The organism is Actinobacillus seminis, assembly GCF_002263215.1.
GTDB classification, from domain to species: domain Bacteria; phylum Pseudomonadota; class Gammaproteobacteria; order Enterobacterales; family Pasteurellaceae; genus Actinobacillus_B; species Actinobacillus_B seminis.
Genome location: NZ_NLFK01000004.1, coordinates 1 through 12,141, shown reverse-complemented (window position 1 = coordinate 12,141; position 12,141 = coordinate 1). Strand labels below are relative to the sequence as shown.

16 protein-coding genes and 1 pseudogene are annotated in these 12,141 nt (G+C 40.9%); 3 read left to right on the top strand and 14 right to left on the bottom strand.

Annotation, left to right across the window (positions count from 1 at the left end; genetic code table 11):
• Positions 1 to 17: 17 nt before the first annotated feature.
• The 12 genes from rpsQ to metJ form a co-directional block, all read right to left on the bottom strand.
• Positions 18 to 272 (bottom strand): 30S ribosomal protein S17, encoded by a 255-nt coding sequence (gene rpsQ, locus CFY87_RS04790; RefSeq protein WP_094946124.1) that lies wholly within the window; start codon positions 270 to 272, stop codon positions 18 to 20.
• The gene (rpmC, locus tag CFY87_RS04785) at positions 272 to 463 is read right to left on the bottom strand and encodes a 50S ribosomal protein L29 (RefSeq protein WP_017805230.1); all 192 of its coding nucleotides are present in this window, start codon (positions 461 to 463) and stop codon (positions 272 to 274) included. Before rpmC ends, rpsQ begins: the two co-directional genes overlap by 1 nt.
• The gene (gene rplP / locus CFY87_RS04780; RefSeq protein WP_094946123.1) at positions 463 to 873 is read right to left on the bottom strand and encodes a 50S ribosomal protein L16; all 411 of its coding nucleotides are present in this window, start codon (positions 871 to 873) and stop codon (positions 463 to 465) included. The genes rpmC and rplP overlap by 1 nt, the downstream gene beginning before the upstream one ends.
• A gap of 13 nt (positions 874 to 886) precedes the next feature.
• Complete coding sequence (gene rpsC / locus CFY87_RS04775; protein WP_094946122.1) at positions 887 to 1,594, bottom strand: 30S ribosomal protein S3; 708 nt, start codon at positions 1,592 to 1,594, stop codon at positions 887 to 889.
• Positions 1,595 to 1,611: 17 nt separating this feature from the next.
• Positions 1,612 to 1,944, bottom strand: a complete 333-nt coding sequence (rplV, locus tag CFY87_RS04770) for a 50S ribosomal protein L22 (protein WP_094946121.1) — start codon at positions 1,942 to 1,944, stop codon at positions 1,612 to 1,614.
• Between the two features lie 10 nt (positions 1,945 to 1,954).
• The gene (gene rpsS, locus CFY87_RS04765) at positions 1,955 to 2,230 is read right to left on the bottom strand and encodes a 30S ribosomal protein S19 (RefSeq protein WP_005539416.1); all 276 of its coding nucleotides are present in this window, start codon (positions 2,228 to 2,230) and stop codon (positions 1,955 to 1,957) included.
• A gap of 25 nt (positions 2,231 to 2,255) precedes the next feature.
• Positions 2,256 to 3,077, bottom strand: a complete 822-nt coding sequence (gene rplB / locus CFY87_RS04760) for a 50S ribosomal protein L2 (RefSeq protein ID WP_094946120.1) — start codon at positions 3,075 to 3,077, stop codon at positions 2,256 to 2,258.
• Between the two features lie 20 nt (positions 3,078 to 3,097).
• Entirely contained in the window at positions 3,098 to 3,403 is a 306-nt protein-coding gene (gene rplW / locus CFY87_RS04755; protein WP_094946119.1) for a 50S ribosomal protein L23, read from the bottom strand.
• Positions 3,400 to 4,002 (bottom strand): 50S ribosomal protein L4, encoded by a 603-nt coding sequence (gene rplD, locus CFY87_RS04750; RefSeq protein ID WP_094946118.1) that lies wholly within the window; start codon positions 4,000 to 4,002, stop codon positions 3,400 to 3,402. Before rplD ends, rplW begins: the two co-directional genes overlap by 4 nt.
• A 15-nt stretch (positions 4,003 to 4,017) precedes the next feature.
• Positions 4,018 to 4,644, bottom strand: a complete 627-nt coding sequence (rplC, locus tag CFY87_RS04745; RefSeq protein WP_094946117.1) for a 50S ribosomal protein L3 — start codon at positions 4,642 to 4,644, stop codon at positions 4,018 to 4,020.
• Positions 4,645 to 4,660: 16 nt separating this feature from the next.
• Positions 4,661 to 4,972, bottom strand: a complete 312-nt coding sequence (rpsJ, locus tag CFY87_RS04740; RefSeq protein ID WP_001181005.1) for a 30S ribosomal protein S10 — start codon at positions 4,970 to 4,972, stop codon at positions 4,661 to 4,663.
• A 264-nt stretch (positions 4,973 to 5,236) separates the two neighbouring features.
• The gene (gene metJ, locus CFY87_RS04735) at positions 5,237 to 5,554 is read right to left on the bottom strand and encodes a met regulon transcriptional regulator MetJ (RefSeq protein ID WP_094946116.1); all 318 of its coding nucleotides are present in this window, start codon (positions 5,552 to 5,554) and stop codon (positions 5,237 to 5,239) included.
• 199 nt (positions 5,555 to 5,753) lie between these two features.
• Between metJ and CFY87_RS12190 the strand changes: the two genes are divergently transcribed.
• Positions 5,754 to 5,930: a hypothetical protein gene (locus tag CFY87_RS12190; protein WP_236757359.1), complete on the top strand. Its 177-nt coding sequence runs from the start codon at positions 5,754 to 5,756 to the stop codon at positions 5,928 to 5,930.
• A gap of 111 nt (positions 5,931 to 6,041) precedes the next feature.
• Positions 6,042 to 6,932: an IS3 family transposase gene (locus CFY87_RS04725; RefSeq protein WP_115610074.1), complete on the top strand. Its 891-nt coding sequence runs from the start codon at positions 6,042 to 6,044 to the stop codon at positions 6,930 to 6,932.
• A gap of 89 nt (positions 6,933 to 7,021) precedes the next feature.
• Here the strand turns inward: CFY87_RS04725 and adhE are convergent, their stop codons facing one another.
• Positions 7,022 to 9,646 carry a bifunctional acetaldehyde-CoA/alcohol dehydrogenase gene (gene adhE, locus CFY87_RS04720; RefSeq protein WP_094946288.1) on the bottom strand — a complete coding sequence of 875 codons (2,625 nt, stop codon included), beginning with the start codon at positions 9,644 to 9,646 and terminating at the stop codon, positions 7,022 to 7,024.
• 366 nt (positions 9,647 to 10,012) lie between these two features.
• Here adhE and CFY87_RS04715 point away from each other — a divergent pair, with 366 nt between their 5' ends.
• Entirely contained in the window at positions 10,013 to 10,585 is a 573-nt protein-coding gene (locus tag CFY87_RS04715) for an acetate uptake transporter (RefSeq protein ID WP_094946114.1), read from the top strand.
• A gap of 85 nt (positions 10,586 to 10,670) precedes the next feature.
• On the opposite strand, the pseudogene nhaC reads toward CFY87_RS04715, so the two are convergent.
• Positions 10,671 to 12,074, bottom strand: a pseudogene (gene nhaC / locus CFY87_RS04710) (Na+/H+ antiporter NhaC); the annotation flags it as partial.
• Positions 12,075 to 12,141: the final 67 nt, after the last annotated feature.

The window sequence follows — 12,141 nt, the reverse complement described above, 5'->3', positions numbered from 1 at the left end:
TTAGATTAGTCTGTTGATTAAGCTACTGCTTTTTCAACAACGCGAACTAAAGTGTGAGATTTAGTTTTAGAAAGTGGACGACACTCTCTAATTTCAACAACATCACCTAATTTCGCTTCGTTGTTTTCATCGTGTACATGTAGTTTAGTTGTACGACGGATAAACTTACCATAAAGTGGGTGTTTAACCTTACGTTCAATAGCGACAACGAAGGATTTATCCATTTTGTCACTAACAACTTTACCTTGCACGGTACGAATTTTATCAGTCATTACTCACCCGCCTTCTCGGTTAATACAGTTTTCACTTGTGCAATACTGCGACGCACTTGTTTTAACTGATGGGTTTGTTGAAGCTGACCGGTGGCTGCTTGCATACGCAATTTGAATTGCTCACCTAACAAGTTAACCAATTCAGCATTCAGCTCTTCAACAGTTTTTGTACGTAGTTCTTGAGCTTTCATTACATCACCGTTTTAGTTACGAAAGTGGTCTTAATTGGCAATTTTGCCGCCGCTAATGCAAATGCGTTTCTTGCGATTTCTTCAGACACACCATCCATTTCATAAAGGACTTTGCCCGGCTGGATTAAGGCTACCCAGTACTCAACGTTACCTTTCCCTTTACCCATACGAACTTCTAATGGTTTTTCAGTAATTGGTTTATCCGGGAATACACGGATCCAGATTTTACCTTGACGTTTAACTGCACGAGTCATCGCACGACGCGCAGATTCAATTTGACGTGCGGTTAAACGACCACGACCAACTGCTTTTAAACCGAAAGTACCGAAGCTCACTTCTGTACCACCAGCAATACCACGGTTACGACCTTTGTGGACTTTACGGAATTTTGTACGTTTTGGTTGCAACATTTAACAATTCTCCTTATTTACGACCTTTACCGCGTGGTGCCTTCTTAGGCGCGGCAGGTTGTTGTTCCGGTTGTTGTGCAATTGCAGCCATTCCACCAAGAATCTCACCTTTGAAGATCCATACTTTAACGCCGATAACGCCGTAAGTAGTATGAGCTTCAGCAGTGTTATAATCGATGTCCGCACGTAATGTATGTAGAGGTACACGACCTTCACGATACCACTCAGAACGTGCAATCTCTGCACCACCTAAACGACCGCTTACTTCAACTTTGATACCTTTAGCACCTAAGCGCATTGCATTTTGTACCGCGCGTTTCATTGCACGACGGAACATAACACGACGCTCTAATTGAGAAGCGATACTATCTGCAACTAATTTTGCATCTAATTCAGGTTTTTTCACTTCAGCAATGTTGATTTGAGCCGGAACGCCTGCAATATTTGCTACTGCGTTACGTAATTTTTCAACATCTTCGCCTTTTTTACCGATAACGATACCGGGACGAGCTGTGTGAATTGTGACACGAATACTTTTTGCCGGACGCTCAATAGTGATGCGTGACACGGAAGCATTCGCCAATTCTTTATTTAAGAATTTACGTACTTTGAAATCGCCCTCTAAATTATCAGCGAAATCTTGTGTATTCGCGAACCAAGTAGAGCTCCAAGGCTTAACAATACCTAGGCGAATACCATGTGGATGTACTTTTTGACCCATTTGCTATTCCTCTACGATTAACGATCTGACACAACCACAGTGATGTGGCTTGTACGTTTTAAAATACGATCTGCGCGACCTTTAGCACGTGGCATTACACGTTTCATGCTTGGACCTTCATCTACAAAGATCTTCGCAACTTTAAGATCATCGATATCTGCACCGTCATTATGCTCAGCATTAGCAATCGCAGACTCAAGCACTTTTTTCACCAAAGCTGCTGCTTTTTTGTTGGTGTAAGTTAAAATTTCTAACGCTTGAGCTACTTTTTTACCACGGACTAAATCCGCCACTAAACGAGCTTTTTGTGCTGAAGTGCGAGCGTAACGATGTTTTGCAATAGTTTCCATCTTTTACCCCTTACTTCTTAGCTTTCTTATCCGCAGCGTGACCGCGGTAAGTACGAGTCGGTGCAAATTCACCTAATTTATGACCGATCATTTCATCAGAAACATAAACAGGAACGTGCTGACGACCATTATGGACTGCGATGGTCAATCCAATCATTGATGGAATGATCATTGAACGACGGGACCAAGTTTTAATTGGTTTTTTATCCCCGCTTTCCACCGCCTTCTCTACCTTCTTCAACAAGTGTAGGTCAAGGAATGGACCCTTCTTGAGAGAACGTGGCATGGCTTTTCCTCTTAATTAATGAATATTATTTGCCACGACGACGTACGATAAATTTATCAGTACGTTTGTTGTGACGAGTTTTCTTACCTTTGGTTTGAACGCCCCAAGGTGTAACAGGGTGTTTACCGAAGTTACGACCTTCACCACCACCGTGCGGGTGGTCAACCGGGTTCATTGCAGTACCACGAACAGTTGGACGAATACCTCTCCAACGGCTTGCACCTGCTTTACCAAGTACGCGAAGCATATGCTCTGAGTTACCTACTTCTCCGATAGTAGCAGCACACTCAGATAATACTTTACGCATTTCGCCGGAACGAAGACGTAAAGTCACATAATTACCTTCACGAGCGATAATTTGTACATACGCACCGGCAGAACGAGCGATTTGACCGCCTTTACCCGGTTTTAATTCAACGTTATGCACAGTTGTACCAACCGGGATATTACGCATTGGTAATGAGTTACCAACTTTAATTGGCGCATTCACACCAGCTTGGATTTGATCGCCTGCGCTTAAACCTTTAGGTGCTAAAATATAACGACGTTCACCATCTTTATAAAGCACTAAAGCGATATTTGCAGAACGATTTGGATCATATTCAAGACGCTCAACTACCGCTGGGATATCTAACTTGTTACGTTTGAAATCGATTAAACGGTAATGTTGTTTATGACCACCACCGATATGACGAGTAGTGATACGTCCTAAATTATTACGACCACCAGTTTTAGATTTAGTATCCAGCAATGGTGCGTAAGGTTTACCCTTATGTAATTCAGGGTTTACGATTTTAACAACGTGACGACGACCAGCGGAGGTCGGCTTACATTTAACGATAGCCATAGTTTTCTATTCCTCCGTAATTACTCTGCCGCACCTTCAACGAAGTCAAGTGATTGACCTTCTTGAAGAGTTACATAAGCTTTTTTCCAGTCACTGCGACGACCTGTTTTAGCACCATGACGTTTAGTTTTACCCTTAACAACCACAGTACGAACAGAATCCACTTTCACTTCAAATAATTGCTCAACCGCATTGGCAACTTCAACTTTATTTGCATCTAAAGCCACTTTGAAAACGATAGTGTTTGACTTCTCAGCGTTATTTGTTGCTTTTTCAGAGACATGTGGTGCTTTTAACACTTTTAGCAAACGTTCTTGTTGAATCATGCTAACATCTCCTCAATTTGTTTCACTGCATCAACAGTAACAACCACTTTATCGAAAGCAATTAAGCTTACCGGATCGATACCTTGAACATCACGAACATCAACTTTATATAAGTTACGTGCCGCTAAGAATAGATTCTCATCTAAACTTGCAGTGATGATAAGCGCGTCAGTTAACGCCATATCTTTTAATTTTTGTACTAATACTTTTGTTTTTGGTGCATCAATTTCGAATTTTTCCACCACAACCAAACGGTCTTGACGAACTAATTCAGAAAGAATGCTTTTAATCGCACCGCGGTACATTTTTTTGTTCACTTTTTGGCTGTGATCTTGTGGTTTCGCTGCGAAAGTTACGCCACCTGAACGCCAGATTGGTGATTTAATATCACCGGAACGCGCACGACCTGTACCTTTTTGACGCCAAGGTTTTTTGCCTGAACCGGACACTTCAGCACGAGTTTTTTGCTCGCGAGAACCTTGACGAGCACCTGCTGCATAAGCAACAACTACTTGATGGATCAACGCTTCATTAAACTCACGTCCGAAGGTAGTTTCAGAAACAGTGAGTGCGTTTGCACCTACAACTTGTAATTCCATCTCTATCTCCTAGACTTATGCTTTAACTGCCGGTTTAACAATAACATCACTATTAGTTGCACCAGGTACAGAACCTTTCACTAATAATAATTTACGCTCAGCATCTACACGAACCACTTCAAGGGATTGAACAGTTACACGTTCAGCACCTAAGTGACCTGCCATTTTTTTACCTTTAAACACACGACCTGGAGTTTGGTTTTGACCAATAGAACCAAGTACACGATGTGATAAAGAGTTACCATGGGTAGCATCTTGAGTACGGAAATTCCAACGTTTAACACCACCTTGGAAACCTTTACCTTTAGAAGTACCGGTAACATCCACTTTTTTAACATCAGTAAAGATGTCAACGTTAATTTCTTGACCTAAAGTGAACTCTTCACCTTCAGTACGAAATTCCCATAAACCGCGACCAGCTTCAACACCTGCTTTCACGAAATGACCTGCTTCAGGCTTAGTTACACGACTTGCTTTTTTCGAGCCGGTAGTAACTTGAATTGCAGTATAGCCATCGTTTTCAAGAGTTTTAACTTGAGTGACGCGGTTGGCTTCGATTTCGATAACGGTAACTGGAATAGACACGCCATCTTCATTGAAGATACGAGTCATACCAACTTTACGACCGACTAAACCAATCATTGTTATAACCTCTTAATTAACCTAGGCTGATCTGCACGTCAACGCCGGCAGCCAAATCTAAACGCATTAATGCATCAACAGTTTTTTCTGTTGGCTCTACGATATCTACTAAACGTTTGTGAGTACGAATTTCGTATTGGTCACGAGCATCCTTATTCACGTGTGGAGAAATCAACACGGTAAAACGCTCTTTACGAGTCGGTAAAGGAATCGGACCACGAACTTGCGCGCCGGTACGTTTAGCTGTTTCTACGATCTCCGCTGTAGATTGATCAATTAAACGATGATCAAATGCTTTTAAACGGATACGGATTCTTTGGTTCTGCATTAGACCAGAGCTCCAATAAATTTAGCTAATAATAAAACTGACACCATCGCCTTTCACACATTAAATCGAAAGGGAAGTGCAGTAACCTGTTTTAGCTCCCAAATCGGGAACATTGTTTATGTATTACCGAGTGGCAACACCCGTTTAATAAATGATTACATTAAACGGCTTTCATATAAAAAGCTCGCAGATTATACAAGTAATTCTATCATCTCGCAAGTCTTTTCCACGCAATTAATTCTTAAAAAAACCAAAAAGTGCAGTCTAATATTCCCACGTTTCCGGATTAACACCCAATTCGCGCATCAGGGCTTTCGCCTGCTCCGGAATTTCATCACTACGCTCTTTTAACAAGTCCTCATCTGTTGGCAAAGGTTGACCGGTAAAAGCATGTAAAAACGCTTCACACAACAACTCGCTATTCGTCGCATGGCGCAAATTACGAATTTGCCGACGAGTCCGCTCATTAGTCAAAATTTCTAATACTTTAATCGGAATCGACACCGTAATTTTTTTGACTTGCTCACTTTTCTTCCCATGCTCCGCATAAGGGCTAATATATTTACCGTCCCACTCCGCCATATTAACTACCTTAGTCACTTAAATAATTTGCACACATTTTAATGAAAAATGGCTAAAATAACAATCTAGACATACAGACTTCCGAAAACAAATCGCGCCACACCCCACATAATGACAAATCTCAGCAAAAATAACCGCACTTTGATCTGCACCCCCAAAAGTTGGACAAATAAATCAACTAAATAAGGTGCAGATTTTTATGGGTAGACATTATTCAACAGAATTCAAATTTCAAGTTATTCAATATGTATTAAATCACCAAATGGGGGGTCGTGAAGTCGCACAATTTTTCTCTATTCCAACACACGCTTCAGTCGTGATGTGGTTGCAACGATTCGAAAAATTGCGGTATCAATGGGCTTATTCGACAACCTAACCGGAAACATACAATGGCAAAACCTAAATTTGACGGTTCACTTAAGGTGAGAAATCCAAATGATATCAATGAATTGCTAAGACGAATTGAGTATCTTGAAGCGGAAAATGCTTGCTTAAAAAAGCTCAAAGAGTTGGACGAGAAAAAACAAAGGCGGAAAAAAGGGATATCGTTAATGCCTTAAAATCAAAGCATAAATTACCGTTATTGTTGAAAATCATGGCATTACCACGTTCAACTTTCTATTATTCTCCAAAAGAAGTCGCTCACCAAACGATAAGAGCCAAGGTTTTGGCTCTCCATCAAGCTAATGAGGGACATGATGGTTATCGAATTATTCGTGCTAAATTGCAAGCTGAGGGGATTTTTATGAGTGGAAAAACGGTTCTTGCTCATATGCAAGCCCTCAATATTCGTTCTTGTGTGAAAGTGAAACGACGTAAAAAGTACGGTAAAACGAGTCATATTGCACCGAATTTACTCGAACGTGATTTTACTGCAACAAAACTTAAACAAAAACTTGTAACAGATGTGACGGAGTTTAGAGTAGGAAATGAAAAGCTTTATTTATCGTCGATGATGGATTTAGCTAATCGAGAGATTATTGCTTATCACATCAGCCGTCGCCCTAATTTTGCTTTGGTTGCCACAATGTTAAAGAAAACACTTTCCCAATTAAACGAAGATGATTTACCGATAATCCATAGTGAGCAAGGGTATTTGTATGGACTGGCGCGTTGGCGAAAAATGTTAATAAGAGAAGATGGCTCGCCTTATGCGATTCAAAGCATGAGCAGACGTGGGAACTGTTATGATAATGCGGTGATTGAAAGTTTTTTTAGTGTGTTAAAATCAGAATGTTTTTATGGCTATCAATATGCGAATGTTGATGAACTTGAACAAGCATTACATAAACATATTCGTTACTATAATGAGAAACGGATAAAACCAAGTTTAAAAAATTTGAGCCCTGTGCAATACAGAGCTCAATATTTAAGTTAATTAATGAACTGTCCAAATTTATGGGAGCAGATCACTTTAAGTCATAAAAGGATCAAAGTGCGGTCAATTATTACAACGTTTTCAATACATTAATATTTACTTGCATCATAGCCGTAATACGCATTGGTCAAGATAGTTTGCATATCTTCCACCAACGGTAACCGCGGATTTGCCGGCGAACATTGGTCTTCAAAAGCAAGTAACGCCACATCACGACGAGCCTCCATCCACGTTTTCTCATCAATATTTTGCTCTTTAAAAGACATTTTGATACCCACTTTGAGCGCCAAATCATAACAAGCCTGCGCAAAAGATTTCACACCTTCCTCAGGCGTAGCGCAAGGCAAGCCCAGCATTCGCGCAATTTCTTGATATTTCACATCCGCTTTGTAGTAATTATATTTCGGCCAAGTGGCAGTTTTTTGCGGACGCGTTCCGTTATAACGAATCACATGTGGCATTAAAATCGCATTGGTGCGACCGTGCGGCGTATGGAAACGCCCGCCGATTTTGTGCGCTAACGAGTGGTTCATACCTAAGAACGCATTCGCAAACGCCATACCTGCCATAGTTGAAGCATTGTGCATTTTTTCGCGCGCATACTCGTCTTTTTCTTTCACCGAACGTTCCAAATTTTCAAATACCAATTTAATCGCCTGTAGCGCCAAACCGTCGGTAAAATCGTTCGCCAAAACGGACACATAGGCTTCCGTCGCATGGGTCAAGACATCAAGCCCCGTATCCGCCGCCACCTGTGCAGGCACGGTCATAACCAACGCCGGATCTACAATCGCCACCGTCGGCGTTAAAGAATAGTCGGCAATCGGGTATTTTTTATCGCCCTCAGTGATCACCGCAAAAGGTGTTACTTCAGAACCGGTTCCGGAGGTTGTTGGAATTCCGACAAAACGCGCTTTACGCCCTAATTGCGGGAATTTGAACGCACGTTTACGAATATCCATAAATTTTTGTACTAAATCGCGAAAATCCACTTCCGGCTGTTCATAAAACAACCACATCACTTTTGCTGCATCCATTGAAGAACCGCCGCCCAACGCAATAATCGTATCTGGTTTGTAGTTACGAATTAAATCAACTCCGCGGCGCACAGTTTCGATACTCGGATCCGGCTCCACATCCGCAAATAATTGATAAGTCACATGATTGCCACGTGCGGTAATTTGTTTCGCCACCTTTTCTACAAAACCTAAATCTACCATAGTACGATCAGTGACAATCACAACGCGTTCCATCCCCTTCATGGATTGTAAATATTGAATTGAGTCGCGCTCAAAATAGATTTTTGAAGGTACTTTAAACCATTGCATATTGTTTCTCCGTCTTCCCACACGTTTAATATTTAATAAATTGACCGCACTTACGTTATTGCCTACAGCGTTTTTACCATAAGAACCGCAACCTAAGGTCAAGGAAGGAAGAAAGGCGTTATAAACATCCCCAATACCGCCGAATGTAGATGGCGAATTCCAAATGACACGAATAGCTTTCACCCGTTCGCCATATTGTTTAGCCAAGTTAACATCTTTCGTATGAATTGCGGCGGAGTGCCCCAAACCGTGGAAATTCACCATTGCTTCGGACAGAGTAAAGCCCTCTTCGATAGAATTGGATTTTAAAATCGCCAATACCGGTGACAATTTTTCACGTGTAAGCGGCTCTTTCACCCCAACTTCGTTACATTCCGCTGCCAAAATATTGGTTTTTGACGGTACGCTAAAGCCCGCTTGTTCCGCAATCCACATCGCCGGTTTACCCACAACATTCGGATTTAATTTAGCACCGGCGCAATTTGCACTATTGGCTTTTGCGCCGAAAATAAAAGCTTCCAACAAAGCTTTTTCTTTTTTGTTCACGAAATAAACCCCATAAGATTTCATCTCGTCCACAAATTCGTCATACACTTGCACATCCACAATCGCCGCTTGCTCGGAGGCACAAATCATCCCATTATCGAACGATTTTGACATCACAATATCATGAACCGCTTGTTTAATATCCGCGGTGCGTTCTACATACGCCGGCACATTGCCCGCCCCCACGCCAAGCGCCGGTTTTCCGCAAGAATAAGCCGCTTCCACCATAGCGTTCCCGCCGGTGGCAAGAATAGTCGCAATGCCAGAATGTTTCATTAATGCCGACGTCCCTTCCATGGATGGGTTTTCAATCCATTGAATACAATTTTTCGGCGCACCGGCGGCAACCGCAGCGTCATAAACCACGCGCGCCGCATGTACGGAAGATTGTTGTGCAGAAGGGTGAAAAGCAAAAATAATGGGGTTACGGGTTTTTAAAGAAATGAGGGCTTTGAAAATGGCAGTTGAAGTGGGATTGGTTGTCGGAGTAATCCCACATATCACACCGACCGGATCGGCTATTTCGGTAATCCCGGTGACATCATCTTCACTAATCACCCCAACCGTCTTCAAATTGCGCATATTATTGACCACATACTCACAAGCAAACAGGTTTTTCGTGGCTTTATCTTCAAACACACCGCGCCCCGTTTCCTCGTAGGCGTGCATTGCTAAAACGCCGTGCTGATCAAGGGCGGCAACCGAGGCTTTCGCCACAATATAATCCACCTGCTTTTGGTCTAATTGGCGAAACGCCTCTAACGCCACTAAACCGTTTTCCACCAGTGCATTCACTTCCGCTTGAGCAGGGCTGACGGCATTTTCAACAGTGTTACTCATCATAATTTCTCCTAATTTTTCAAAAATAATAATTTTTTTAACTAAATTAATTATACTCAGACAGCCGCCCAAATTTTTTTTTTTTTTTCCTATCCCCTGTGTGCCTTGCCTCCCACGACTATTAATTATACTCAGACAGCCGCCCAAAGCCCCTAAAATTTACATTTTTAAAATGCAAAAGAATGATTTTGATCAAAAGAAAAAAATCCTCTTTTATTTTAATTACAAGGAACCAAACCCGCCTTAACAAGGCATTACCAATAAATGCAATTTTTTTTACAAAAACAAAACAAACAATTTACTTTATTTACAAAGCAAAATCGTACATAATATCATCGTCTTTTCATCTCAAATTAAGGAGGGACTATGTCAATAGGAAAAGAAAACTTCGCCAATCCTGCTCCGTTAGGCTTATGCGGATTTGCATTAACTACATGGTTGCTATCGTTAATTAACGGTGGCGTTTTCGACGCCCAAAGCCTTGGCATGGTATTTGCAATGGCATTTGCATTTGGCGGTACCGCACAAATTATCGCCGGTATATTTGAATTTCAAAAAGGAAACACCTTCGGTTTCACCGCGTTTATCAGCTACGGTTCATTTTGGTGGTCTTGGGCGTTATTTAGCCTCTTTTTCAAAGGTCAAACGCCGCCGCAATTTATCGGTTGGTATTTAGCCATTTGGGGAACATTCACCTTAATGATGTTTTTGGCAACCTTCAATAAACCAAAAGCATTACAAGCAGTCTTTTTCTTCCTCACCTTAACTTTCTATGCCCTCGCTATCGGCGACAGCACAGGCAACCACAGCATAGTAAACATCGGCGGATATTTAGGATTAATCACCGCACTTTGCGCCTTTTACTTAGCCGCAGCGGAAGTGATTAACGAAAGCTACGGAAAAGCCATACTGCCTATCGGCACTCCAAACGCCAAATAACCCAATAAAAAAAGACTGATTACTCAGCCTCAGACCGCTCAAACTCTAGAGGTTTGTCAGCGGTCTGTAACGCCCTTTTAGGGCGTTTTTTTATTTTAGCAATACCAAAGCCTGTTGCTCCCCAGAGCATTGCAAATACGATACCACTCCAACATAGAATAGCCCAAGGTAAGTAGGATAAAGTTTCTACTCCTAATGTACCTGCCATATATGCACCGGCGGCAGTCCAAGGTAAGATGGGTTCAACAATTGTTGCGGAATCTTCTACTGTTCGACTTAAATTCTTAGGATGTAAGCCTCTTTCAGTGTAAGCCTCTTTCAACATTTCTCCGGGAATAAGATTTGAGATTTGACCGTTACAAGTTACCCCAATCATTGTTAAACCACAAAAAATAGTAGTGAAGATTAAAGAAAATGTTGATTGTACGAATTTAAGTAAGTGATTAATAATTACTTCCAATGCACCGCTAAGTGAGAGAATTCCGGCAAAGGATAATGCACAGAAACAGATTAACAATGTTCCCATCATTGAATTCATTCCGCCACGATTTAATAAACGCGCGAGATCTTTACTTATCACTGTATTGTCAGACAACATTGATACGTTAAATCCATTAACAGCACTATTAATTACATCATGTAATGAAAAATTTTGGATGATAATTGCGTTAAATATTGCGACTGCAGCAGATAATAGCATAACGGGGATTGTTGGTTTTTTTGTGATTGAACCCCACAAAATAATAACGACGGGAAGAAGTAACATTAGGACGTTAAAATGATAAATATTTTCTAATCCATTTATCATAGATAGCACTTTTTCAGGAGTTGTAACATCTTGAAGATTACCTGTTGTTCCATATACAGTATATACAATAGCAGCTAATATAAAAGAAGGTAATGTTGTATAGAGTAAGTGTGTAATATGTTCATATAAATCTACTCCGGCCGCCGCAGAGGCAATATTTGTTGTATCAGATAATGGAGATAGTTTATCTCCAAAGTAAGCACCTGCAACGACTGCTCCGGCTGTAGCTGCAAGATTTGCCTCCAGTCCAATAGCAACGCCCATAAAAGCAACGCCAACTGTCCCGGCAGATCCCCAAGATGTACCTGTACAAATAGAGACTATAGAAGTTAATACCAAGGCTGTAATATAAACAAATTTAGGATTAATAACCTTTAATCCATAATAAATCATCATTGGAATTGTTCCGCCAGCAATCCAAGTTCCGATTAATAAGCCTACTGTAATTAATATTAGTAAAGCCGGCATTGTTTTAGCAATTTTTGCAGAAATAGAATTTAGCATATCTTGGTAACTATGCCCCAAATATTTTACTAGACCTCCTGCAAAAATACAGGAAATAACCATCAGTGGTTCAGGAGGTAAATTAAATAATGCGTATCCTATACCTAATAAAAACAACATAATTATGATTGGTAAAGATGCTTCTAATAATGTTGGAGTTCGAATTTTTTTACTCATAATAGAAATTCTCTTTTTTCAATAAAATTAATCCCTTTTAATTTTATATAAACTTTCTTGTAATAAA